Raw genomic sequence first — 25,878 nt, 5'->3', positions numbered from 1 at the left:
CTTAAATCGTATCTGTTTCACTAATTAATACCCCATTTGTGTAATCTTATCTTCTTTATCAACTCAGTCTTCACTGACTTTTACTCTTGTTTCTAAGTAAATCGCATGGTCAAAAAGCACTGCTAGTTTTTTTCTTGACTGCATTGAAATATTTTTAATCATTTGTCCACCTTTACCCAAAACAATACCTTTTTGTGAGTCTTTTTTCACAAAAATAGTGGCATGGATTACATAAGGCTTGTCTTCTTTTTCCTCAAAACTATCAATTACAACAGCAATAGAGTGAGGTAGTTCTTGTTTTAAGTATTTTAGAGCAGTTTCACGAATAACTTCCTTAGCAATGAAACGCATTGAAATATCAGTAAATTCTTCTGGATCGTAAAATGGTTCTTGATCTTGTAAACGGTCTGCGAATTCATGTTTAATTAGATCTAAAAGATGTTTGTATGATGAATCAATGTTTTGGCCAACTCCAACAACAATTTCAAAACCAAGTTGTTTAAGTTGTTCAGCTTTTTGGCTTGCTATGTCGTTATCAATTAGATCTAATTTTGTGATAACTGCAACTTTATTTTTAATGTTTTTAATTTTTTCAATAATGAATTTGTCACCCTTACCAATTTCTTCATTTCCTGGTTGTAAAAATAACACTAAATCAACATCTTCGAGTGAGTCATACGAAGCTTTATTAAGTTTTTCATTGAATAAGTGAGTAGCTTTGTGGATCCCAGGAGTGTCAGTAAAAATTAATTGGTAATTTTCGTCAGTGTAAATTCCTTTAATTTGATTACGTGTTGTTTGAGCAACATTTGTAACAATTGCCAAATCATAACCAATTATTGCATTTAAAAGAGTACTTTTCCCAACATTTGGGCGCCCTACAATCGAAATAGTGCAAACTTTCATTATCTGTACACCTTGATTTTGTCCATGATTTTATCAACTAAAGCATTCATTTCCTCTTCCTCTTTTTCGGTTTGATGATCGTATCCAAACAAGTGCATTACTCCATGAGCAAAAATATAACAAAATTCTCTTTGAATTGAGTGATTATATTCATGTGCTTGTTGTCTTATTTTCTCATATGAAATAATAATTTGGCCTAAAAATTTGACATCCATAAAATTCATCTCATCATCGGCAAAGGGAAAAGACAAAATGTCAGTTGGATAGTCTTTGTTACGGTATTGTTTGTTTAATTTGTGCATTTCTTCATTATCAACAATCACTAAATCAACAAACAAGGCTTTTCTAGTTTTTTGAATTTGAGCTGCTGCATCTAGAATTTGATGATATTTTTTTAAATATTTAAATTGGTAATCAGTTTCGTTTGTTAATTCGATCTGATTGGTTTGCTCTTGTTTTAACATAAGAAAAATTATAAATATTTACAAGTAAATATTTCAAAAAAATATCAAAAATAAAAAAGAAAAACCAAGCATTTTTAGCTTGGTCTTTGGGCTTAATTTAAAGTGATTTTTGTTCCAGTTTTTTCTGCAATAATGTCTTCTAAATCTTTTAAGTCTCCGATGAATGCGGCTTTTCCGCCTTCTTCAACGAATTTAATAGCAGCTTGCACTTTTGGAAGCATACTTCCAGGTGCAAATTGATTTTCTGAGATGTATTTTTCTAACTCAGCTTTTGTTGCATGTTTTAAAGCTTTTTGATCTGGTTTGTTGTAATTTACCATTACATTATCAATAGCAGTTAAAACTACAAAGTAATCTGCTTTAGCTAGAGAAGCTAATTTTGCTAGAGCGAAGTCTTTATCAATAACTCCATCAACACCTTCAACATCACCATTTTCGTTGATGATTGTAGGAATTCCTCCTCCACCTCCAACGATTACAGTAGCACCTGCTTCAATTGCATTTTTCATTTGCTCAAATCCAACAAATCCTAATGGTAGTGGTGAAGCAACTACTTTTCTAAATCCACGTCCAGCATCTTCTTTAATTATGCTTCCTGGATTTGCTTCTTGTGCTTTTTCTAAACTGTCGTAAAAAGGTCCGATTGGTTTGGTTGGGTTAGAAAAAGCTTTGTCGTTTGCATCAACTAATGTTTGAGTAAGAATGTAAAGAGGTTCGTGCCCTTTTACACCGTGTTCTTTAAATGCGTTAGTAATAGCACTTACCATGTGGAATCCAATGTAACCTTGTGACATTGCTCCTGATTCTGGTAGTGGAATTAATGGAGATTTTGCATTTACTTCATGAGCTGAAACAAATCCGTTGAAAATCATTCCAACTTGTGGTCCATTTCCGTGCCCAATGATAACTTGGTGTCCTGCTTTAACCATTTCAGCAATTTTTTGTGCTGGAATTTTAACTAATTCTTTTTGTTCAGCAGGATTATTTCCTAGAGCATTTCCCCCTAAAGCAATAACTATTCTTGCCATCTTATTAGTATCCGATTGTAGCTAGAATAACTGCTTTAATTGTATGCATACGGTTTTCAGCTTGATCGAAAGCTTTATTGTGTTTTGATTGGAACACTTCGTCTGTTACTTCCATAGCTCCTGTAGCAACTTCTGGGTGTTCTTTTCCAAATTCAGCTTTAATTTTTGCTGAGAATTCAGTGTGATCATCATGGAATGCAGGCAAGCAGTGTAGGAAAATAGCTGTTGGTTTAGCTGCTTTCATCATTGCCATATCCACTTGGTAAGCTCCTAATTGAGCAATTCTTGGTTTGAATAGTGAGAAATCTTCTCCTAGTGATACTCAAACGTCTGTGTAAATAACGTCAGCATCTTTAGCTGCTTCGATTTTGTTGTCACTGAACGAAACTGATCCACCATTACGTGCGAATAGTTTTTGAACCTCGTCGTAAACTTCTTTGAATCCTTCACCATTTTTAACTAAGTCGTGCATTTCTTTTGGTCCGCACATAACAATGTGAGCTCCAACGAAAGCAGCACCAATCATTAATGAACGAGCAACGTTGTTTTTAATGTCTCCAGCGAAAACGACTTTTTTGTCTTTCATGTTTCCTAGGTGTTCTTCCATTGTCATGTAGTCAGCTAACATTTGTGTTGGGTGTTCAGCATCTGTTAGTCCATTTCATACTGGCACACCTGAGTGTTTAACTAGTGCATCAACATCTGATTGTTTGAATCCACGGAATTCAATTCCATCGTAGAATCTTCCTAAAACAGCAGCAGTGTCTTCGATTGATTCTTTCTTACCAAAGTTCGAACCTTGTGGTCCGATGTATGTAACACCTGCTCCTAGGTCAAAAGCAGCAACTTCAAATGCACAACGTGTACGAGTTGAGTCTTTTTGGAACATAATAGCAATGTTTTTACCAGTTAAAGGACGTGAATTTGTGTGTAGTCCTTGGTATTTTGACTTTTTAAGATCTTTTGATAGATCTAATAAGTATCTAATTTCTTCTGTTGTGAAATTTAGAGCTGTATCTAAACTTCTTCCTTTCAAATTAACAGGCATTTTGCCTCCTTTAGAAATTTAAAATGTATAAATAAATTTTTAAAAATAGCATATTTATATAAACCATATAAACATACCTTAATTTTACTAGTTTTGAATTTTTTGTCAAATATTTTTGTTGAAAATAATTGCTTGATCTGCTTAAAAATGTAAAAAACAAACAGGACACTTAAGTCCTGTTTGTCAGTATATTAATCAACTGTTTTAGTGTCAAAATCGCCGCGAATGCGCATTATTGGTTGAACGCTTATTCAAGCTTTTGGATCAATTTTTAAAATTTCCTTTTCCAATATTTGTTGTTCTAAGAATAAAGCAATAGTTTCAATTCTTTCTTTTTCCATACCAGTGAATCCGCTACGATCTTTAACAATGTTATAACCGTGTCAATAGTTAATAGCTTTAAAGTGCTCACAAATTTCATTAATTTTGGTTGTATAAATGGTAATTTTGATTTTGCGATATTTAGGATATATAAAGGTAATTAGAAGATTGTAAACTCCAATGTAAAGAATTGTCGAAATAACTCTAACAACAAAAGTTGAAAGATTTCAAGGGTGATCTTTTACTAGTCCACCAAGCTCAACTCCACCAATCATTAAAATTGAAAATCCAGCAAACATGCAAGCTACAAAAAAGCTAACTTTACCAACTGACATTTTCTTTACTTTTGAAATGTAATATATAATAACGTCGCTTCCGGCTGTTGAACCTGAATTTTTTCAAGCAATTGCTGCTGCTGTTCCACCTAGCAGTGCTCCTGCAAGGGTATAAATGATAATAGGTCAAGTTTCAACTGAAACATTGAAGTTTGGATTTAGAGCACTAAATTCTTTTCAACCTTTTAGTGAGCCGCTTGCGTGTATGATGTTGCCACTACTATCTTTTATATCTGAAACTAATTTTCATGATTTTCAGGTTCCAACAATTTTATTACCAAATTCATCAACTTGCCCATTATAGAAAGTTCCTGAATAAACATTTCATGCAATGTGGGTTTCATTATTTTGTCCAAGTGAGTGACGGGTATAGTAAATACTAAAATCATTATCTAATCATTCTTTGATTGGATAGTTTTGACCAACACCATTGAATATTAGTTCACTAATTACTTGAAAAATTAGTCAATATGTTGTCAAAATCATAAATAAACGAGAATTTTTCTTTCAAAAAATAATGATGAACGGAAGATTTAAGCACAAGTAAAGTAAAGCAAAGTAACTTCTTAAAAAATCAAGAGTATAAGTTAAAGATTGAATTAAGGCACTGAAACCAGAAGCAACTGTGGCTGCTTTTCCTAAGAAAAAGGCAATCCCAATATTAAATAATAAAGCTGAAATAAACATTCAAGCCAGTTTTTTAGGAAACTTTTTTCAAACATTCAAAAAATTGACATTGTAAGGATTTACATCAAAATAACTAGGTACTTTTTTTGCCTTTTTAGCTTTTTTGGCACTCTTCTTATTTATTTCTTGATTGTCTGCGTCTTGAATTGTTTGCTCTAACTTGCTCATAATTACCTTTCTTACTTCTTAAAAATACTTGAAAATTATACAAAAAAACATTGCCGTTAAGACAATATTTTAATCGATCGAGCTAGTATTAAATTTTCCTTTAACTTCACTTATCGGAACTACACTAATTCAAGCATATTTGTCCACTGAGTGAATTAAAGAAATGATGAAATCTTTTTCTAAATACAGCGATGTAATTTCAATTCTTCCAATGTCTTTGTGTGTTTTACCACTAGTTCCATAGTAAATATTTCATGAGTGAGCAAAATCTGTTTCACGCAATTTCATTGAAATCTTTTCAAGTCTTGTTGAATATATTTCAAATTTGATTTTTTTGTATTTTGGATAAACTTTATCAACAACAACATTGTATAGACCAATGTATAGAATTGTTGCTATGACTCTAACTATAAATCTTGTTTGTGGCTGATCTTCAACTCTTCAAGGGCGAGATTTAATCAAATTACCAATTTCTAGTCCACCTAACACAATAGTTGAAAATGTGGCAATACACAAGTTGACGATGATTCCAACTTTACCTACCGAAATCTTTTTAACTCTTGAGATATAGTAGATGATAATATTAGAACCAGCAATTGAACCCCCACCTTTTCAAGCAATTCCAGATGCTAAACCATCCAAAGCGGCCCCAATAAATGCATAAGCAAAAATAGGTCAAGTTTGTCCATCGTATACTCCATTTGCTGCTGCTCCATCATAATTAAATGCTCTTCAGTAGGTTTTTGTACCCTCTTTAAGACCATCAATGTGCGGAGAGTAAATGGTAACTTCAGCCTTAATGAAATTATCAATAACTTTGATATTACCGATAATTAACTGGATAATAACTTGGAAAATCATTCAATAAATTGTTAATACCATGAAAAGTCGAGGATTTCTTTTTCAAAAGAAAAAGATGATTGGTAAGTTTAAAAGCACATAGAAAAATCCAAAGTATCTTCCTCAGTCCATTGTATAAGTAATAATTTGTGTAAGAGCAGAAACTCCAGTAGAAACAGCTGCAGCCTTACCTAAAAATGTTCCGACAGCTAGGTTTCAGAAAAATGCCGAAAGAAACATGATAATTACTTTCATTGGGAATTTTCTTCAGACATTGATCATGTTGACATTGTATGGATTCATTATTGCTTTTCATTCAGCATCAGCAAGCTGTTTTTTTTCGCGGTTAAGAATCTTTTTGGCCCTTTTTTCTTCTTTTGTTTTTTTATTCTTAGATTGCGAACTTGAAAGGCTTTGCTCGGTTTTTTTATTTTTTAAAAAGTGTAATTTAGGCATTCATCTCCTTTCATTTATTAAGTTTTAAAAATTATTTTCTTGAGTGTCTTTGTCTTTAAATTTGTTAGCTTCACGGAAGAAAAGAATTTCTGCTTCTCCTGTTGCACCGTTCCGGTTTTTTGCCACAATGACATAAGTTAAAGATGCTTCAAAAGTTAAATTTGAAGAACTATCAACTGTAAGGGTAAAGGTTAGTGGTGATTGCTTTGATGTAGAAGCTGTATCATTAAAATCACCAAGTGAATTTGCTTTTTTATCTAAGCGATAATAATCAGGACGATATAAGAATAAGACACTATCGGCATCTTGCTCAATTGATCCTGACTCACGTAAATCAGAAAGTACTGGTTTTTTGTCTTCACGCATTTCAACTCTTCTTGATAATTGGCTTAGTGAAATGATAGGACAAGCCAATTCTTTAGCTAACTGTTTTAAAGAGCGTGATATCTTAGAAATTTCTAACTGACGATTGTCTGAACTTGTTTTCGAATCAGTAATTAATTGCAGATAATCAATAACTATTAAATCAATCTGCCTCACACGACTGAAACGACGACAAATAGCAATTAAATCATTCAACGTTAAAGCTGATTTGTCATTTAGGTAAAAATGTCAATTTTGAAATTTTTCAGTCGTTGCATCAATCTTGATTCAATCTTCTTCAGTGACGGCACCAGATTTCATATTCGATAACTTTACTCAAGAATTCATTGAAACCATTCTTTCAACAAGCTGCTGGTTAGTCATTTCTAAACTGAAGAAAAGAACAGTTTTATTTTGTTCTGCTACATTACTTGCAATATTAAGAGCAAAAGCAGTCTTACCCATTGAAGGACGCGCAGCTAAAATCACTAAGTCTCCCGGATTGAAGCCTAGTAACAAAGCGTCTAAATTGCGGTATCCAACTTTTAGACCAGTTGATTCTAAATTATTTTGACGTTGGTGCAGAATGGTTGTAGTCTCCTGGACTACTTCTGAAAGGGATTGATAATGAGCTTTATTTTCACTCAGATCAATGTTAATCAAGCTTAGCTGTAATTCGCTTATTACTTTTGAAACTTCCATTGGACTTTGCAAGTTTTGTTGTGCCTTTTCCATCGCTAAAAGTAATTGTCTTTTTTTAGCAAATTCAGTTAATGCTGAAATATATTGCGAAATTAAATCTTTGTATCCGGCATTTTCGATTACATAATTAAAGTAATCTTCACCTTTTATGTCTTCAAATTCGTTTAGTTTTTCATAAATCTTATTTTTGATTAAGAAGGTAGTGATAACTTCAATATCGTACGCTTCATTGATAGTTGAAATTTCACACAGTGCTTTATAAATTAAAAGATTGTTTTTAGAATAAAAAATATCATCAGTGATTGAATCATTGATGTCACTTAAGACTTTGTAATCTCTAATCAAAATTCCTAGTAATGAAATCTCATTATTAAGAATGTTATTTAACTCTGATTCACTGAATGACATTTTTCTCCTTTACTACTTTGCTTCGTTGATTCTTACTTTTAAGAATGCTTTAACTTCAGGGTGAAGAGTAATGGGAACTCCGTGGATACCTAAAGTTGCAATTTTCATTGATGCTAATGAATGAGCTGGAAGTTTAATATTATGTTTTTGTTGTAATTCTTTTTCAATGTTTTTCGTTGTTATTGAACCATGAACTACATCTTTGTTAACTTTTAGCTCAAATTCTAAAGTTACGCTCTCGATTTGTGCTTTTAAAGCCTCAGCTTCTTGAATTCTTTGTTTTTCAGTTTCAGCTAAATTTTTAAGCACGTTTTTTCGGTTTTTTAGAGTTGCATCATTTAATGGTTGGGCATAACCATTTTTAATTAAGAAATTTTTAGCAAAACCATCTGCTACATCGATGATTTCATTAACTTTGTATTTTTGATAAGGTTTAATTATTATAACTTTCATTTTTCACACTCACTATTGCTTGAATTATATTATCGACAAATGTTTCCATTGGTTCATTTTCATCGCTAACGGCTGCTGCAGCTGCAAAGTGTCCTCCTCCATTGACAGCTTCAGCAATAATTTGAACATTAGTATCGATTCCTCTGGCTGACATTTTATATTGTTTCATTCCTGGGATTTTAGCAACCACAAATGCTGCTTTTCTTCCTTGAATTCTTAAAATTTCATCGGCTGCTATAGAAACAACATCGCTTTCCACATCACCTTCATAAGTTGCCAAGAAATATCCTGGTTTTACTTCTCGTAAATTACTCAAAATTTTGCTTACTATTTCATAAACATTTTCATCCATTTTAAGTGTTTCTATACTTGTTGCACTTGAAGCCCCCAGTTCTTCTAAGAAACTAGCAGCGAAGAATGTTCTTGATGATGTTGTTTTTAAAAATCTATTGGTATCCATGTAAATACCATCTAAAAGCATCTGTGCTGCTTCTTTTGTTATTGCTTTTTGTTTATGACTAAACATAATGAATTCAGTCACTATTTCTGATGCACTTGAGGCTCCGGTATCAACATATAAATTCTGTTTTAAAACATAGTCAGGACTACGACTAATTCGATGGTGGTCGAAAACAAAAATATTGTCTTGAGAAACGTTTTTAAAAGCATTTTTGTTTTCAATTCTATCTTCAGTAGCACAATCGACTACTAAAACCATGGTTGAATCACTATTAAGCTTAGTTGCTTGTTTTGGGGTGATAAAAATATTTTGATTTTTGTTTAAATAGCGGTTGATTGATCGCTGACAAGTAGGATCAAAAGTTTTATTTTGAATAAAGGCTCTTTTGTTTAAAGAGTGAGCAATTAGATAAAATGCGTATGCTGAACCTAAAGCATCCAAATCAGCAAGTTTGTGACCATAAATTAAAACGGTATCTATCTTGCTACTACGCATTTTTTCCATCACTTCAGCAGTAAAGTGGGCCATTCTTGTTCTATTGGTAGTGTGAGCAACTTCGTAACGCGACCCAAAATAAATTGGTTTGTTATTTTTTTCAATTACTGTAATCTGATCGCCACCACGCGCCTTAGACTGACTTAAAGCATCTTTAGTTTTTTCAGTTAAATCATTTAACTTTTCTAAGCCATAAGCAAAACCTACTGAAATTGGAATTCTTATATTTTTGTCACGAATATCATTACATTCGATATTAGTCAGTTGTTTAAAGTCTAAAGACATTAATTTTTTTAGTGTTTCATTAGTTGTAATAATGAAAAAATTGTTATTTACATACCGACGATAAACAAAATCATGCTTTGCGGTCAAATCATCTAAAACACTAACTACAGCATTATAAATTTTAAAAATTTCTTCTTCTGAATAAATCGATTGATATAAAGACATATTGTCAATTTCAACTTCTCCAAAAGTAATTTTTTCATTGTCGTAAATTCTAAAAACGTTCAATTCATCAGTCACATCTTTTATAACTGCCACATTCTTAGTCAAGTCTACATTCATTTCATAGTCAAAATCTTCGTAATTTATCTTACGCGAAAATTGCTCTGAATCAATGTTGTCAAAATCGACATAATTTTTTAAATTTTTACCGATTATTGACGAACCGAAACGCTGACTTATGAATTTTGACACTCATATAATTCTGGTTCTTTCGTCAAAAATTACTACTCCTACCCCTTCTTTAGCAATTTCATTTTCAATATGATAATTCAGTGTGTTTTTGATCAAACTATTACGCTGAAAAATGACAATCAAGTTGTAAATTAACAGTCCAAGACTCGCAATCATCATTGCTGAAAAAATTGAAATAAAAACTATGCTTAGTGTTTGGTTAGTGCTATAAAGACTTTTAAAAACAAAAAATAGAATAAAAGGAATAACAAAAAGCAATGTTATTCCCAATCATATTTTGATGTTTTTTCAAGTTTTAGATCTACTCTTTTTGTTCATGTCTATATCTATATTATTATAGTCCAAAAAAGCTGGCTTTTAGTTAGATAACTAAATGGCTATTTTTTCTTTGAGTAATTCTAGATTTTTTTTGTTTTTTGAACTTACAAAAATAATATCCATGTCTCTGTACAGTGTTTGAATATCTTTTTTGGTTTGGTGCAATTGTTTCTGATTCGCTTTGTCGATTTTGGTGGCTACTAACAAGATTTCAAGATTTAATTCGGTGCAATAATCAATCATTTCGCTGTCAATTGGAGTAATTCCAATTTTTGAATCTATAAGAATACAAATCTTAGTTAAATTTTTTGATTTTTCTAAGTAATTGGCAATCATTTTAGAAATATGCACTTGCTCGCTTGCTGACATTTTTGCAAACCCATAACCTGGTAAGTCGACAATAATTTTTTGATTATCAGTTTGAAAATAATTTAATAGTCTTGTGCGTCCAGGAGTGGAAGAAACTTTGGCGATTTTTTGATTTGCTAGTGCATTTAACAGCGAAGATTTACCAACATTTGAACGACCTCAAAAAGCAATTTCTTCATTGTCATGTTGATATCAAGAATCCATTTTGTCAGCACTTTTAATAAAATTTCACATAATATGACTCCTTAAAACTATTTAAATTGTAAAGAAAAAGAGCCGAAAAGGCTCTTAAAAATTATTTTTTGTTAACTTTGTTACTTCCAATGAAAGGTAGTAAAGCAACAAGTCTCGCTCTCTTGATTGCTGTAGCTAAATTTCTTTGGTGACGAGCACATGTTCCTGTAATACGTGAAGATAGAATTTTTCCGTGTTGGTTAACATATTTTTCAACCAATTCTCTGTCTTTGTAATCGATGTATTGGTGATCTGAAAGACAGAATTGACATGGACGACGACGAACAAAAGGTTTTTTAGAAACTACTCTTGCCATATAAAAATCTCCTTATTAATCTTCGTCAAAAACGTTTTGGAAATCGTCAATATCAAAATCAACGTGTTCTTCCTCGTCTTGACTAAAACTTTCATTTTTAAAAGAAGTGTTAGTTTGTTTTTTATCCATTTCGTAGGCATTTTCTAGATTAATTCCTACTCTTTGCTGGGTTTGTTGGAAGCTTGGTCTTGGATTATCGTTATTTGTTTTGTTACGACGTTTTTCAGCAATTTCTCTTGTTTCAAGGAAATCAAAGCTATCAACTAAAACTGAATAGTTTGTAATTCTTTGCCCATTGGCAATTGAAGAAGTTACTTGTAAAGAACCTTCGATGCTTATTAAGGCCCCTTTGTCTAAGAATTTGTTGATGCTTGATGCTGTTATTCCAAATGCAACACAAGAAATATAATCTGTTAGTGGTGGATTTGGTCCGTATTGACGTCTTGTAACAGCAAGTGTAAATCTAGCATACTCACGATCACCAGCTTTAGTTTTTCCACCTTGTGGATCGTCAGTTAATCTTCCAATTAATAAAATTTTATTCATAACACCCCTTATTAGTTAAAACTACTCAGCTGAAGATTCGTTAGCGTCTTTTTTGTCACGTGGTTGTCTGTTTTCCACTGGTCTTCTATCTGCTTGTTTTTTTGGTTTTTGGAACTTTTTAGCTCTGTTAACTTTTGGTTTTCTTTGTAATGCTCTTTCTGTATCTAGATTAATTACTAGGTTTCTTAGAACTTGTTTTTCTAGATTTGCACGACGTCCAAATTCTTTAATTTCTTCGCCTTGAGCATCTACTTTAACAACAAAGTATTGTGCAGTATTTTGCTTTTTGATTGGGTAAGCTAATTGGGTTTCTTCTAACTTAGTAACTTCAGCTTTGTTTTTGAAAACTGAAGATAAAAGTGATGACAATACACTTTCGTTAGCAGTTGAATCCAATAGTACCATAATTTCGTATTTTGCCATTGTTCTCCTTTTGGACTTTAAATTGGATCTAATTTTAGATCAAGGAGTTTAACTTACCTTGATTGTTATTTATAAAAAATAACTATGTTATTATACTTGAAAAAGACTTATTTTAGTGCTACTTTGCTAAGTTTTTAGCATCAGTTGCAATTACTAATTCTTCGTTTGTTCTAATTACATACACAGGAATTTCACTATCTGGTGTACTAATTAAAATGTAATCGTCAAATTTTTGGGTATTTGCTTCACTCAATTTAACGTTATATGAGTGAATTCTGTTGATAATGTTTTGTCTTGTTAGAGGGTCGTTTTCACCAATTCCGGCTGTGAAAACAATTGCATCTGGTTTGTTAGCAATTTTGTTCAAGTAAACCGCTAAATAATCAGCTACTTTTTGGGCAAATAAGTCTAGTGCAAAACGTGCATTTGGATCAACTAATTGTTTTGCTTCTAGATCACGCATATCGCTTGAGATTCCACTTACTCCTAGAAGTCCTGACTCTTTGTTAAGAATGTCAGTTGCTGCTTTTGCGTCAATTTTTAGTTCGTTTGCTAAATATGCTACGATTGATGGGTCTACATCTCCAGAACGTGTTCCCATCATAACCCCTGCTAATGGTGTGAATCCCATCGAAGTATCGTATGATTTTGAGTCACGAACAGCACATAGTGATGACCCGTTTCCTAGGTGTAAACTAACAAAGTTAACCGGTTTTTTATTTAAAATTTGTTCTAATCTTTCAGTCATGTAACGGTGACTAATTCCATGGAACCCATATTTACGGATATTGTGTTTTTTAGCAATTTCACGATTAATTGGATAAACGTGGTTAATTTCTGGAATAGTTGCGTGGAAAGCAGTGTCTGTATTCATTGTTTTCTTTGCATTTGGTAATAACTTATCAAAAGCTTTGATAGCTTGAATTGCTCCTGGGTTGTGTAATGGAGCTAATTTTGTGTATTTTTCAATAGTTTCAACTACTGAATCATCAATTATCATTGATTTCATCAATTCTGGACCAGCGTTAACAACTCTGAAACCAACAACATCGATTTCATCAATTGATTCAATAACGTGATTTTCTTGTCATTGAACTAGAGTTTCACGAACTGCATCTTCGTGATTTTTTAGTCCAATTTTCTTTTCAAATTTTTGTCCCTGGTATTTGCAAATTAAATTACCATCAATATTAATTCTTTCAGCTAATCCTGAAGCAATTAATTCTAATTTATCTTTTGTAAAAAGTGATCACTTCATTGATGAAGAACCAGCATTAATAACAAGTATTTTTTTGCTCATATAATATTCCTTAAAAATGTGTTTTATAAATACTTTTTAATTATAAGACTTTTAATTTTTTTTAACTTAGAAAGTTAATAGTTGATTTGAATTAAAATTTTCATTTTGAAACCAAACTACTTTAGTCATGTTTTTGGAAAGTAAAAAGTAACAAAAAGACAGGTAAAACCTGTCATTAATTAACTTTTTAGATAAGAGAACAAGCTAAGTGTTTGTAAAGTCAATGAGTATAAATTGGTGTACAAATCAAAACCAAAAAATAGTCCAAGATTTCACATGCTAACGTTGTCTAAGTTATTCTTAGTAGATTCAGTTGCTAGTCTTATTGCTCTAAAGTTGATACCTATTGATATTGTTGCAATAACAATAAATAAAACTGATAGGAGAGAATAAGCTTTTTGATTTCTAAAAACAGTGAACATTGTTGTTATCATAACTATAAAGCTAGCAACTAGACAAACAATTATAATAGGTCACAGTTTTTCAAATTTGATTATTCCGAAATATCCTAACAAACCAGTTACAACAAAAATTGCAAATGGTATTAAGAATGAAAGTGTTAGTGTTGATCCATCAAGATAACCACTTCATTTCAAAAAGGTGGCCATGATAGTCAAAATTATGGTTGAAGATGCTACATAAATTGCATACCCAACTGCAAGTCATACTGTTTTGATACTACCTAATTTTTTAATATTAAAGAACGATCTAATAACTATTGATACACCAATCTGAGCTGCTAAAGCAATTAAAATAACTAATCAAGGTTGAAAAGTATCTTTGCTTTCAGGCCGAACAATTAATTTTCCTAAAGCCGGAATGTATGAAAATAGTCCAGCAAATAGAAAAGTGATAAAAATTCCCAAACTAAATCAAAGCAAACTTATTGAAAGTAGTTTGTTTTGTTTCTTTTTTAACAATTTAGTTGCTTCTGATTGAGCAAAATAGTTAGTGTTATCATCAATTCTTGAACCAAAATCCATGTTTATCCCTCCTGATTATTTAAGTAAATTTTTGATAGCTTTTTCAAATAATAATACAATGTTGATTTTGACTTTAATTCGCCATTTTGCGACATTAGTAAAACTAAGTCACTTAGACCTAAATCTAAATTTTGTTTTTTCAGTTCGAAAAAGTCTAACATATCTTGAGTAAATTGGTTAACTAAATTATTATCCAAAATGAATTGATATTGCACTAAAAAATCAGTATTTTTGCTCGCAAGTCTTTGCTGGTTGTAAAAATCAAAATTAGTTAAGCGATTAACTGCATTAGTATAGTCACGATTGATTTTGGCTTCCTCGAACTTCATGTAAGCATTAATTGCACCTATTGCTTTAAGAAAATCGCAAATGCTTTCTACTTTTTTGATGTATAGAATAAATTGTTTTTTTCTTTCAATTAATCGAAAGCAAATGTCATATTTTTCCAAAAAATTCTGAATCATTTTAGCTTTTTGTTGGCTTGAAAACTTAACTTCCAAGTGGTACATGGTTTGACTTACATCACTAACACTGCCTGTCAATAGAAAAATAGCGGCAAAGTAATCGTTTTGTTTGACATAATTGGCTTTTTTAATATCTTTCGGCACTACAAAACTAATTTGATTTTTGCGTGGTTGACTATATTCAATTTGCAAAGTTTGTAAAATTTGAAAAACAAATTGTCTTATATATTCTTTATTTATTGTAAAGAAACAGTTTTCATCTTTTTGTGTTGCTAAAAAGCCGTGAATAAAATTAACGGCAACATTTTTAGTGATTTTTCTACTAATGATTTCTTGTTTAATTTCCGATGTAAATGTTTCTTTCATTTTTTACTCCACTAAAATTTTAGCCTTGCAATTGCAAAAGTAATAAAAAATGGCCGGTAGTAAGGGATTTGAACCCTTGAATGTATTGCTACATTATTTGTTTTCGAGACAAACCTCTTCAGCCACTCGAGCAACTACCGACATATATTTGTAAATTATAGTTCAATACTTAAAAAAAGATAATAAAAAAAGCGACGCCCTATTTTCCCTTGGAGGTATCGTCGGCGCTGAAGGGCTTAACTGCTGAGTTCGGAATGGGTTCAGGTGGACACCTTCGCTTTGGTCGCTATGTTTATATTCTAGCACAAAAAAATATTATTTGCAATTTTTTATTTTTTGTTTTTCGTATTCTATTTAGTTCATAATTAATGGATATGAAAAAAGATAAATTATTGCATGATGCCTATTGATTATCCTTATACCAAACTGACAAAGGTTTTGTTTATGCCCAACGTCGTAATGTTAATTCAGTAGCGGTTTTATTATTTAGAAGAAAAGGAAATAACGAATTTGAATTTTTAATTCGTTATCAACCTTTGCCTGAAATTGTTGAAAAACAAAAATGAGATGATTGCTTCCCTTGCCCAATAACTGGTGGATTTGAAAACAATGAAACTGATAGTTTGAAAGTTGCTATTCGTGAAGTTGAAGAAGAAGCGGGATTTGTTGTTAACAAAAATAATGTTTTTGAAACTTTTAAGTTTTTAGCTTCAACACAAGCAAATGAAATTGTTTTTGGTTACATTTTTGATGTTACCGGCTTACAGCAGCATGAAGCTTTAGGGGATGGAAGTATTTTCGAACAAATAAGTTACAACCGTTGAGCTAGCGAACAAGAATTACAAAACATAATTAATAGTGGAATGGTTCTTACTGCATTAGTGCACTGCTATTATTTCTTCAAACAAAAAATGAACTTAATATAATAAAAAAGGCCTCAGTCATAACAACTGAGGTTTTTTACATTTTGTTTCTGAATTTATGTATTGCCACAGTTTCATTTGCTATTAATGAAACAGTAAGAATTAATGTAATGATTGAAACTTTTATTAAAGTAGTGAAGTTATTTATTTCAACTATTAAAGCTATCAAAAACAATACTCTCATCACATGAGTACTGGATCTAGAAAATTCATTTTTAATGAAATGCTTTTTTATTAGCTATTTATAACTTGTAGCAAATTTTTTGATTCTTTCTCAGTCATGGAGTCGAAATTTCAGTACTATTAGTATTGCATGTGCTAATGTTGTTCAAGTGACAGTTGTGATTCACTCACCTTTTGTTTGTAAAGTTTAAAGCTCAAAATTTTGGCCACGCATTCAATCGTTATTGATAATACAACAAGTGTAATACTTGAATTTAGTAAGATTTAGAACTATTTTACTTGTTTGTTATCTCTCTATAATATACGAAAATACAACTAAAAATAAGTGTAGTACTGGTTTTAAATAGGCCTTTGCAACAAAGAAATAAGTGAAACCACTGCTCGAAAACAAATAATAGAAAACATTCAAAGCAGCAAATAATTCACTCTAATTTGTGTCTTTTTCTTACATCCAAAATTTTAATGGTTGCAAGGAAGTAAAAGATTTTTCCAAACAAAAGCCAGTCATAGTTCAATAAGAAATTCAAAATTTGACTCAAAATTAGCAAAATAAAAGCACCCAATTTCTAAGTGCTTGTGAAAAGTTATTATTATTTTGCTTGTTTCATTGAACGCATTACTGCCTTAATTTGTGCTTCAGATGGTTTTCTTCCCATTTGCATAAACATAGCACGAATTTGTTTTTCACTAATTGGCGGATTTTCTTCTAATTGTTTTTTAATTTTTCTTTGTGATATTCACATACCCAAAAAACCACCAATTAAAATTCCTAATGCCACCATTCCTAGTGCTAGTGCAATGATTGCTCCTGTTGACATATAAACTCCTTTTCGCTACTTCTTTCTTCTAATAATACGTGTAGCAATAAAATATATTATAAATGGTAATATTAGAACCACTAATATTGAAATTATAAATATCTTCATTAACGTAATGTTATATTTACGTTTTTCTTTTGCAATTTCATTGAAATTAAAGGCCCCTAAACCCATAAAAGATTGAATAGAAGATATTTTTATTTTTCTTAAGATTGAAAAAACAATATGGATTAAAACAACTACTGCGATAATTGCAGAGAACAGTCCAATTCATAAATTAGTGTTAGGGAATGAGTTGTGAATTCAAGTTTTGAAATCCAAGACATATACCTGCGAACCATCAGCCCTAGTTGCACCATCAAATTTGATTCATTGAGCATCCTTCAAAGCTCAGAAAATAAGAGTGAAAATACCAAAATAAAATACAAAGGCGATTGTAATTCAATTATGTGTTACTTGGTTAAACATTAGTTTGCGGTATAGTAACAAAACAAATGCCGGAACTTCTTGTGTACCTTTATTAATGGCATCACGATACTCATTGATGCTTCTTTTTAAATTCACTAAACTAATTGCATCAATTATTAATTTTCAGGTCAATAGTATTGAAGCAATTGCTAGTAAAACGTATCAAATTCAAGGTGAAGAAGGATTTGGATTTTTCTCTGTTGCCTCGATGAAAAGTGTTGGCTTAAACGCAAACAATAAGCACAAGATAAAAGCAACAAATAAAAGCAAAGATACACAGATGATATTAAAAGTTTTAACTCTGATTTGAGAATTGAAAACACGCATTATTCCATTAGGTATGACACCTTTTTTATCAATTCTCTTTGATTTTTCTTCAATTGTTGTGTTTAGTAATATTGACTGAGTGTTTTGTAATGAAGCACTATTGTTAGGTAGTGCATTTTCGGTCTTAATATTGTTGTTCGAATTTTGCCCAAAAGGTTTTAATCCCATTCTTTCTCCTATTTTTTCGATGTGTCTGTTTTCAATATTGCTAAGAATGCTTCTTGTGGTACTTCAACACTTCCGATTGCTTTCATTCTTTTCTTACCTGCTTTTTGTTTTTTCAGTAGTTTCTGACGTCTAGTAACATCTCCACCATACAATTTAGCAGTAACGTCTTTACGATATGCCTTAACAGTTTCTCTTGCAATAATTTTACCACCGATAGCAGCTTGAATTGGAACTTCGAAGTTTTGGCGTGGAATTACATCTTTAAGTTTTTCACACAACTCACGACTACGCACATATGCTGAATCACGGTGCACAATCATAGCCAAGGCATCAATTTTTTCACCGTTTAATAAAATGTCAACTTTTACTAAATCACTTTCTCTTAATCCGATGAATTCATATTCAAATGATGCATACCCTTTTGAATAAGATTTCAGTAAATCAAAAAAGTCAAAAATTATTTCATTTAGCGGCAATTCATAAATTAATCTACGGCGATTATCATCAATATATTCAAGGTCAATATATTTTCCTCTTTTGTCTTGACACAATTCCATAATTGCACCTAAGTAATCTTGTGGTAGAAAAATACTTGCTTTTATATAGGGTTCTTCAATCGTTTCAATATAGTTTCTGTCCGGCAATAATGATGGGTTAGTAATATTTAAGGTTTCACCATCAGTCTTAGTTACATAGAATTCAACGCTAGGAGCTGTCGCGATAATATCTAGACCGAATTCTCTTTCTAAACGTTCTTGCAAAATTTCCATATGAAGCATTCCTAAGAATCCAATTCTAAATCCAAAACCCAAGGCTTTTGATGTTTCAGGTTGATAGCTAATACTTGAGTCAGATAGAGAAATTTTTTCTAAGGCATCTTTTAAATCATTAAAATCACGAGTATCAACTGGGTAAAAACCAGTGTAAACTACCGGTTTCAGTTTTTTATATCCCGGCAAAGGCAATGGAGAAGGTCTTTTAGCCAGTGTTATTGTGTCTCCAACTTGAATATCTTTAGCGTCACGAATAGAAGCAGCAATTCATCCTACTTCCCCAGCTTCTAAATGTTCCTTTTTAATTTCCTTTGGAGTTCTAATTCCTAATTCAGTCACGTGGAATTTTTTGTCATTATGCATTAGTAAGATTTCATCACCGACTTTTAAAGTTCCGTTAAACAAACGAACTAGCAAGACAACTCCACGATATGGGTCAAAGTATGAATCAAAAATTAAGGCAGTAAGTTCCTTTTCAGGATCTGCTTCTTTTGGAGCGGGAATGCGACTAATAATGGCATCAATAATATTTTCAATCCCTAGTCCAGTTTTTGCTGAAACTAATATAGCATCACTAGCATCGATGCCAATAACATTCTCAATTTCTTTTTTTACCATTTCCGGATCAGCTGAAGGTAAATCAATTTTGTTAATAACAGGAATAATTTCTAAATTGTGTTCAAGTGCTAAATAAACGTTGGCAAGTGTTTGAGCTTCAATACCTTGGGTTGCATCAACTAATAACAAAACACCCTCGCAAGCTGCTAGCGAGCGAGAAACTTCATATGTAAAGTCAACGTGGCCTGGAGTGTCGATTAAGTGAAAAATGTAATCCTTGTACTTAATTTGGACTGCATTGAGTTTGATTGTAATTCCTCTTTCTCTTTCCAAGTCCATTGTGTCTAAGTGTTGTGCTTCAAGATCTCTTTTTTCAATAGTCTCAGTTATTTCAAGAATTCTGTCAGCTAAAGTACTTTTTCCATGGTCGATGTGGGCAATAATTGCAAAATTTCTTATTTTGTTATTAGTCATAGTTTATTAATTTTATCAAAGAGCGCCATTTTTTTGTGTGTTTATAAAACACATAAAAAAGAAGTAATATTTTTTAGCAAACATCTTAATATAAAAAGATACTTATTTTGAGTGCTTTTTTTCAGTCTTTTTTAATTCAAAATATGAATTAAAAAGAAGGCTTGTTTTTAGCCTTCTATCATTTATTGATTACTCAAAAATTTCTTTGATTTTGAAAGCTACTGACTCAGAAACAACTTTTTTCAATTCTTCAATCGAAGCATTGTAAATTGCTGAATAAGAACCGAAATGAGTCAAAAGCTTTTCTTCAGTTTTAAAACCTACACCAGGTATTTTTAATAAACTTACTTCTAAACTTGAAGAAATGGATTTTTTTCACTGATTTGCTTTGGCATATCTGTCAACTTCTTCCTGAATGTTGGCAAGGAAATTGTACAAATCGATATCATCTATTTTTATCGCTAACTTGTTGGCATTTATTATGTGGTCAGTTTTGTGTTTGTCGTTTTTTACTAAACCTATCAAATCGACATCTTGTCAATTGTTTTTGGCTAGCACCTTTTTAGCCTCATTAATTTGGGCAACGCCGCCATCTACAATCAATAAATTTGGTTTAGGGCCATCTTTTGTCATATCAACAAATTTTTGAACCCCTTGTTTCATATACTCAACATCTGCCTTGCGATAGTCGACCACTTCCAAATTAAACTTACGATACTCACTTTTGTAAACGTTTCCATCAATAATTCTAATCATTGCACTAATAGGATTTTGATTGCCAAAATGAGAGTTGTCAAAAACTACGATGTCTCTCGCTGATTTGATGTTGAGTAGTTTTTGTAATTTTTCAACGTTAGCAACAGTTTTAGTTTCATATTTGTTTAATTTTTGAATTTCATTGTCAGCTTTTATTTCGACATTAGTTTTGACATTTTCCATAATTTTTTCAAACTGACCTTTTTGTGGATATTGACTTTTGATTTCATGGCTTATGTCAAAATCAAAATCTTTAAGTTCAGGATTAAAAAATATTGTTTTTGGTTTTTGGTTTTTGGCATAAAAAGCATTTAAAAATGCATTGATGGTTTCTTCGAAATCAAAAACTATGTTAAGAGCACCAGTTTCGCTATTTAATAATGTTCCGAAGCGATATACTTGAATTCCTCAAACTGCATACTCATTTTTTCTTGCGAAATAGAAAATATCAACATCTTCATAATTTTGCAATTCAACCAACTGTTTATCTTGAATTTTTTTAACAGTTTCAATCAGTCTTTTGTAGCTAGCGGCTTCTTCAAAACGAAAATTATATGCACTTTCTTGCATATTAGATTCTAATTGCTTTAAAAAATTCTTCTCTTTAAAAAGTAAAATCGATTTTATTTTATTAAAAGCATTTTTTCAATATTCATAACTTTCATTTTCAATCAAAAAACCGTTTCGATACAAAACTTGACTTTCTAAATATTTTCTTAAATCACTAGAACCATATCCCGGTGGTAATGGTCCATAATAAATTGTGTTTGGTTCTTTTTTGTATTTTCAGGCGATTTGAATATTAATCTTATTAGTTAAAGATATTTTAAGATATGGATATTTTTTATCATCTAAAAGCAAGATGTTATAACGCGGTCTGAACTTGGTAATTGATAATTGTTCATATAATAGGGCTTCTTTTTCATTTTGAAAGGTAACAAATTCAAAAGAAGCAATTTCTTCAACTAATTTAGTAGTTTTATAAGAATTAAGAGCACCTAAAAAATACTGACGCATTCTTTTGTAAAGATTTTTTGCTTTACCAATGTATATTATTTCGTCATTAGAATTTTTTCAAAAATAAACCCCAGGCAAATGCGGAATGTCGTTTAGGTCGCTAATTGTCATGTTGTCTCTTTAATAAAATTAACAATGATTTTTCACAACTAGCTTTAAATTTATCATAGTCAACATTTAAACATTTGGCAGCTTTAATAATCTTTCTTTTTCGTTTAGTTTTGTCTAAATAATTCTTATATTGTTCTACTAGCTCATTTTTTTGTTTGTGAGATTCTGAGTCATTATCTGAGATTAATCACTCATTTTTTAAGAGTAATTCAACAGCTTTTTTAGAAGATTCTTTTAGATCGCTTAAAAGTACTTTTGCATTACCCCTATCCATGATGAAGAAAATTATTAATGCAAGTAAAATGAAAAAAGCAAAAATGCTGCATGAAATTACTCATTTTAAATAACTTAAATTTGGGTAATTATCATCAATGAAAGATTGTGACACCTGAGTAAAAGTTGCACCTACAGCAACGTTTGTCAAAATTGAAAGTGTTGAAACTGCTCTTGAACTACGAATATCTCTAATAAAACGATTATTGTCTCGAAGAATTTGATCTATTTTGTCATGGTTTACTGTGATTCTTGATTCTAAACTATCGATTATTGATTCTCTTTCTAAAACATCGTGAATTTCTTTCTTTATTTTTTCAATATAGAAGTCACTATAAAGTCTTTCATAAAAATGCTGTTCGCGATTGTCATTAGACACAAATCCAAATTCAAGAGTGCTTAGTGTTTTGTGAATTTTTAGAGCATCAAAACTACGTGTTTTATCAACCAATTTATTATTTGCATTTTTGTTTTTACCAAGGTTAGAGGATTTCACTTTCTTAAATGAAGATATAAGATCGTCTAAAATATTTAGCGCTTGAGTGTAGCCTCATTTTTGCACTAAAGCAATGATAAACAAAATTTTATAATCACTTTCAAATATGTTGTAGTGCGTCGAATATTTTGTCTCATCCAAAGAATAAAAATATGTAATGATTGAATGAGCCTTAGTAATTATCGCCTCTTTTGTGTTCGCTAAAACTTCTGTATTTCCTGGATCATAATTTCAAAAATTTCATGCCATCATACGAGCATCTTCATTATTGTGATCATTAATTGACTCTATATCTTTTGTTACATTTTTATTGACATACACAAATGCATAAGTAAAAGCATTTCTCACATAAGTTAATATGGTATTTAATTGATTATTATGTTCATTTTGTTTTTTTTTATTTTTTTTATCAGCAACTCATTCCTGAAACTCTTCTTTTAGGCTGTTTCTAAACAAAAAGTTTTTTGCAAAAACATTATTTATAAGAAAATTTTGAAAGTTTATGTAATCATGATTCTCTTCATCAAATAGAAATTCACGCGTTGCAGAAGGACTTAAATCATTAAGAATCGATTTTTGTGCTTCTTCGATGCTTTCGTCGATTTTATAATTTGGGAAGTCAAAAGTAGCCTTTATCACTATGAAATTTACATCAGTTATATATCGTTCTAGCCTAAATTCATAGTGATAAGTATATTCAGTTCCATTGTAGCTATTTTCACCTTTTAGCACATTAATAACTTTAGTTCTTTTAAAGAATTCCTTGTTGTCTCCATTGTCTGTAATAAACTTTCGCAGTGAATTAGTTAAATAATAAATATTATCTTGAAGATCGTGCACTTTATACTCAGATTCTTTGTCTTCTTTCAATTTTATATAGTCACAGCTATCAAAATGAATATATTTGTATACAACTAGTTTTTTTGCCTTGTCTTCTGTTTTATTATTTTCTTCATTTGTTGTCATCAAAAACTCCTATCTTGTTGCGTTTAAAGTAAAAAAGACTGCAAAAGCAGCTTTTATGTGTTATTTTTTGAAAATTTTGTTACCTAATTTAATGTAAGTATTAATTTTTTGTTCTACATTTTCAAATGCCATTTTGTAAACTTCGTCTGAATAAATGTCGACTCCGGCATCTTTTAAAATTTGTGCAGGTCAATCTCTATCTCCGGCTGAAAGAAACTTGTCAATGTATTCGTTCAGTGCTTTTTTGCCTTCTTTTTTGTACTTGTTGTAGAAAACATTTGCTACAATGTAGCCTAGAGCATATTTGTAAACATAGAAATTGTAGTAAAAGTGTGGCACAGTAACTGAATAAATATTTATATGATCGCCAGGTTTTGATTTTTTATCACTCATTGCATACTTGTTAGCAATATCAATGTAGATTGATTCTAAGTCCTTGTATGACGCAATAGGTTGTTTTTGATCCATTGCTTGATAAAGATTGTACTCATAATTAGATCATTGAGTTTGACGAATAACAGTTCCGACAAAATCATTAATGCTTTCACCTAATAAATAAAACTTTTCCTTGTCGCTTTTAGCTTTAGAAATTAAGTAATCGTTTAGCATTAATTCATTAAAAATGGATGCTATTTCTGCTAAAAAGATTGGATATTGACTTCTTTTAATGTCCTGTGTAATGTCTGAAAAGTATGAGTGCATTGAGTGACCCATTTCGTGGCATAGTGTTCCCACTGAATCTAGTGAACCATTAAAATTCATCAAAATGTATTTTTTGTCTAGACCGTATGAAGCACCAATTGAATAAGCACCACTACGTTTGTTTGGCACATTAACAAAATCAACTCAGTTTTCTTGCATTGCTTTTGTTGCAACTTGTGCATAACGAGTAGGCATCACCGACATCAAGTCAACAAAAATTTGCTTTGCTTCTTCAACAGAATATTCATTTTTAATATCCACTAAATCTAAAGCACTATCTCAAACTTTACGTTCTTTTTTATATTTAATTTTGAAGAATTCTTTATTGGCTTTATTGAAACGCTTAAACATTGCCATATTATTAGCAACATTGTTATAGATAATTTCTAAAAGTTTTGGGTCGATATTGTCATCCGAAAGCAAAGCTTCAATTGATGAGTTGTGTTTTCTTAGTTTTGCACTAGTTGAGTATTCTTTAAAGTGTTGAATTAGCAAGTTAGCAAAACTTTCTTTGTGTTTATAGAAACCTGCTAAGTAGTTTTGATAAGCTGTTTTACGGGTTTGCTCATCTTTTGACTTCGCTAGTTTAATTCTAGTTCCACGAGTAATTTTTTGTTTGTAACCTTTTGAAGAAATAGCATAACCGAAATCAACTTCACTTGATTCTAAGATGCTAAAAACAGCATGCACTGAAGGGTGACCACTATTTGCCTCTGTTAAGTAATTTTCAACTTCATCACTTAACTTGTGATCTAGTGCACTTAAGGCTTCTTCAAAGTCTTTTTTAACTGCTGCAAAATCTTTATCATTTACTCATTTTTCAATTTTTGCTCTGTGTTGTTTTACTCTGTTTAATTCAGAACCTAATCTTGCTGCACAATCATCATCTTTATTTGAAAAATCAGCAATCAATTTATTAATTTCAGGATCAACAACGTTGATGTTTCTTTTATTTGATAAATAGTTTCCGATTTTAAAATCTACTTCAAGCTTTTTGTCATAAATTTTTAAATAATCTAAATAAGCTTGTTTAGAGCTGTATTTGGAGTCTTTAAGTTCAATAATTTTTTCGTATAAATCAAAATACTCTTTTTGTAATTTTTCTAGTGTTGTCCCTTTAAGAATATCTTCTAAATCTCACTTGTAATCTTTAGGAACTTCATTGTATGAATTGTATTTTTTCATTATTCTCCTTTGTTAATTTTGATTAGTGATTCAACTGGAACTTTTAGTCTATTTCTTGCATCAAATCCATCTAATTCCATCAAAACAACTACTCTTAAAACTTCCACTTTTTCTCTTTCTAGAAGTTTAATGATTGCTTCTAATGTTCCTCCAGTTGCCAAAACGTCATCTATAATTACTGCTTTTTGTCCTGGTTTAGTGATTCCATCTTGAATTTCTAAAACATTGCGCCCATACTCAAGACCATAGTCACAAGACAACACAGGGCCAGGCAATTTACCTTTTTTACGCACCATAATAAACGGTTTTTTTGTTTTAGCAGCTACTGGTGTCCCAAACAAAAAACCACGTGCATCAGGTCCAACGATAATATCGGCATCATTGGTAAATTTAGCTATTTCATCAATTGTGTAATGTAAAGCTTCTCCATTAGCTAACAAGTATGAAATATCTTTAAAAACAATTCCTTTTTCAGGAAAATCGTACACTGTACGAATCAAATCTTTTAGTTCTTTCTTATCCATAACA

At 31.2% G+C, this 25,878-nt stretch carries 25 protein-coding genes, 1 tRNA gene and 1 rRNA gene; 1 reads left to right on the top strand and 26 read right to left on the bottom strand.

Going from position 1 to position 25,878, the window contains the following annotated elements; translation table 4 throughout:
• Positions 1 to 24: 24 nt before the first annotated feature.
• The 18 genes from era to rrf form a co-directional block, all read right to left on the bottom strand.
• The gene (era, locus tag ACWXVT_RS01505) at positions 25 to 906 is read right to left on the bottom strand and encodes a GTPase Era (protein WP_438341326.1); all 882 of its coding nucleotides are present in this window, start codon (positions 904 to 906) and stop codon (positions 25 to 27) included.
• A complete protein-coding gene (gene ybeY / locus ACWXVT_RS01500; RefSeq protein WP_455967789.1) occupies positions 906 to 1,370 on the bottom strand; it encodes an rRNA maturation RNase YbeY in 465 nt (154 codons plus the stop codon). Before ybeY ends, era begins: the two co-directional genes overlap by 1 nt.
• 92 nt (positions 1,371 to 1,462) lie before the next feature.
• Positions 1,463 to 2,398: a carbamate kinase gene (gene arcC / locus ACWXVT_RS01495; protein ID WP_438341328.1), complete on the bottom strand. Its 936-nt coding sequence runs from the start codon at positions 2,396 to 2,398 to the stop codon at positions 1,463 to 1,465.
• Positions 2,399 to 2,402: 4 nt separating this feature from the next.
• Positions 2,403 to 3,446 (bottom strand): ornithine carbamoyltransferase, encoded by a 1,044-nt coding sequence (argF, locus tag ACWXVT_RS01490; protein ID WP_455967787.1) that lies wholly within the window; start codon positions 3,444 to 3,446, stop codon positions 2,403 to 2,405.
• A 191-nt stretch (positions 3,447 to 3,637) separates the two neighbouring features.
• Entirely contained in the window at positions 3,638 to 4,957 is a 1,320-nt protein-coding gene (locus tag ACWXVT_RS01485) for a YitT family protein (protein ID WP_455967785.1), read from the bottom strand.
• 69 nt (positions 4,958 to 5,026) lie between these two features.
• Positions 5,027 to 6,253 carry a YitT family protein gene (locus ACWXVT_RS01480; RefSeq protein ID WP_438341331.1) on the bottom strand — a complete coding sequence of 409 codons (1,227 nt, stop codon included), beginning with the start codon at positions 6,251 to 6,253 and terminating at the stop codon, positions 5,027 to 5,029.
• 24 nt (positions 6,254 to 6,277) lie between these two features.
• Positions 6,278 to 7,726, bottom strand: a complete 1,449-nt coding sequence (dnaB, locus tag ACWXVT_RS01475) for a replicative DNA helicase (RefSeq protein WP_455967784.1) — start codon at positions 7,724 to 7,726, stop codon at positions 6,278 to 6,280.
• A 12-nt stretch (positions 7,727 to 7,738) separates the two neighbouring features.
• The gene (rplI, locus tag ACWXVT_RS01470; protein WP_438341333.1) at positions 7,739 to 8,179 is read right to left on the bottom strand and encodes a 50S ribosomal protein L9; all 441 of its coding nucleotides are present in this window, start codon (positions 8,177 to 8,179) and stop codon (positions 7,739 to 7,741) included.
• On the bottom strand, positions 8,160 to 10,151 hold the full coding sequence (locus ACWXVT_RS01465; RefSeq protein ID WP_455967782.1) for a GGDEF domain-containing protein: 1,992 nt from the start codon (positions 10,149 to 10,151) through the stop codon (positions 8,160 to 8,162). Before ACWXVT_RS01465 ends, rplI begins: the two co-directional genes overlap by 20 nt.
• A 51-nt stretch (positions 10,152 to 10,202) precedes the next feature.
• Positions 10,203 to 10,754 (bottom strand): ribosome biogenesis GTP-binding protein YihA/YsxC, encoded by a 552-nt coding sequence (gene yihA / locus ACWXVT_RS01460; protein WP_438341335.1) that lies wholly within the window; start codon positions 10,752 to 10,754, stop codon positions 10,203 to 10,205.
• 61 nt (positions 10,755 to 10,815) lie between these two features.
• Positions 10,816 to 11,070 (bottom strand): 30S ribosomal protein S18, encoded by a 255-nt coding sequence (rpsR, locus tag ACWXVT_RS01455; protein WP_438341336.1) that lies wholly within the window; start codon positions 11,068 to 11,070, stop codon positions 10,816 to 10,818.
• A gap of 15 nt (positions 11,071 to 11,085) precedes the next feature.
• A complete protein-coding gene (locus ACWXVT_RS01450; RefSeq protein ID WP_438341337.1) occupies positions 11,086 to 11,616 on the bottom strand; it encodes a single-stranded DNA-binding protein in 531 nt (176 codons plus the stop codon).
• A 21-nt stretch (positions 11,617 to 11,637) separates the two neighbouring features.
• Positions 11,638 to 12,039: a 30S ribosomal protein S6 gene (gene rpsF / locus ACWXVT_RS01445; protein ID WP_438341338.1), complete on the bottom strand. Its 402-nt coding sequence runs from the start codon at positions 12,037 to 12,039 to the stop codon at positions 11,638 to 11,640.
• A gap of 118 nt (positions 12,040 to 12,157) precedes the next feature.
• A complete protein-coding gene (locus tag ACWXVT_RS01440) occupies positions 12,158 to 13,339 on the bottom strand; it encodes an acetate/propionate family kinase (protein ID WP_438341339.1) in 1,182 nt (393 codons plus the stop codon).
• Positions 13,340 to 13,518: 179 nt separating this feature from the next.
• A complete protein-coding gene (locus ACWXVT_RS01435) occupies positions 13,519 to 14,322 on the bottom strand; it encodes an MAG0110 family membrane protein (protein WP_438341340.1) in 804 nt (267 codons plus the stop codon).
• Between the two features lie 2 nt (positions 14,323 to 14,324).
• Entirely contained in the window at positions 14,325 to 15,152 is an 828-nt protein-coding gene (gene whiA / locus ACWXVT_RS01430; protein ID WP_438341341.1) for a DNA-binding protein WhiA, read from the bottom strand.
• 50 nt (positions 15,153 to 15,202) lie between these two features.
• Positions 15,203 to 15,292: transfer RNA gene (locus ACWXVT_RS01425), tRNA-Ser, on the bottom strand.
• Positions 15,293 to 15,338: 46 nt separating this feature from the next.
• A 5S ribosomal RNA gene (rrf, locus tag ACWXVT_RS01420) occupies positions 15,339 to 15,443 on the bottom strand.
• Between the two features lie 83 nt (positions 15,444 to 15,526).
• On the opposite strand from rrf, the gene ACWXVT_RS01415 reads away from it, so the two are divergent.
• On the top strand, positions 15,527 to 16,078 hold the full coding sequence (locus tag ACWXVT_RS01415; protein WP_438341342.1) for an NUDIX domain-containing protein: 552 nt from the start codon (positions 15,527 to 15,529) through the stop codon (positions 16,076 to 16,078).
• Positions 16,079 to 16,112: 34 nt separating this feature from the next.
• Here ACWXVT_RS01415 and ACWXVT_RS01410 read toward each other — a convergent pair whose 3' ends face one another.
• The 8 genes from ACWXVT_RS01410 to ACWXVT_RS01375 all read right to left on the bottom strand — a co-directional run bounded on the left by ACWXVT_RS01410 (position 16,113) and on the right by ACWXVT_RS01375 (position 25,874).
• On the bottom strand, positions 16,113 to 16,259 hold the full coding sequence (locus ACWXVT_RS01410; protein WP_438341343.1) for a hypothetical protein: 147 nt from the start codon (positions 16,257 to 16,259) through the stop codon (positions 16,113 to 16,115).
• 589 nt (positions 16,260 to 16,848) lie between these two features.
• Entirely contained in the window at positions 16,849 to 17,076 is a 228-nt protein-coding gene (locus tag ACWXVT_RS01405) for a YneF family protein (protein ID WP_438341344.1), read from the bottom strand.
• 15 nt (positions 17,077 to 17,091) lie between these two features.
• Positions 17,092 to 18,039, bottom strand: a complete 948-nt coding sequence (locus ACWXVT_RS01400) for an MSC_0882 family membrane protein (protein WP_455967779.1) — start codon at positions 18,037 to 18,039, stop codon at positions 17,092 to 17,094.
• A gap of 8 nt (positions 18,040 to 18,047) precedes the next feature.
• Positions 18,048 to 19,844 (bottom strand): translation elongation factor 4, encoded by a 1,797-nt coding sequence (gene lepA, locus ACWXVT_RS01395; RefSeq protein ID WP_438341346.1) that lies wholly within the window; start codon positions 19,842 to 19,844, stop codon positions 18,048 to 18,050.
• 189 nt (positions 19,845 to 20,033) lie between these two features.
• Complete coding sequence (locus ACWXVT_RS01390) at positions 20,034 to 21,728, bottom strand: GIY-YIG nuclease family protein (RefSeq protein ID WP_438341347.1); 1,695 nt, start codon at positions 21,726 to 21,728, stop codon at positions 20,034 to 20,036.
• Positions 21,718 to 23,463: a hypothetical protein gene (locus ACWXVT_RS01385; RefSeq protein WP_455967777.1), complete on the bottom strand. Its 1,746-nt coding sequence runs from the start codon at positions 23,461 to 23,463 to the stop codon at positions 21,718 to 21,720. Before ACWXVT_RS01385 ends, ACWXVT_RS01390 begins: the two co-directional genes overlap by 11 nt.
• Positions 23,464 to 23,523: 60 nt before the next feature.
• Complete coding sequence (pepF, locus tag ACWXVT_RS01380; protein ID WP_455967775.1) at positions 23,524 to 25,350, bottom strand: oligoendopeptidase F; 1,827 nt, start codon at positions 25,348 to 25,350, stop codon at positions 23,524 to 23,526.
• The gene (locus tag ACWXVT_RS01375) at positions 25,350 to 25,874 is read right to left on the bottom strand and encodes an adenine phosphoribosyltransferase (RefSeq protein WP_455967774.1); all 525 of its coding nucleotides are present in this window, start codon (positions 25,872 to 25,874) and stop codon (positions 25,350 to 25,352) included. Before ACWXVT_RS01375 ends, pepF begins: the two co-directional genes overlap by 1 nt.
• Positions 25,875 to 25,878 lie beyond the last annotated feature (4 nt).

It is taken from the genome of Mycoplasma sp. 1573 (assembly GCF_053851775.1).
The sequence above is the reverse complement of the archived record's forward strand: the minus strand, read 5'-3'. Positions and strand labels throughout refer to the sequence as shown.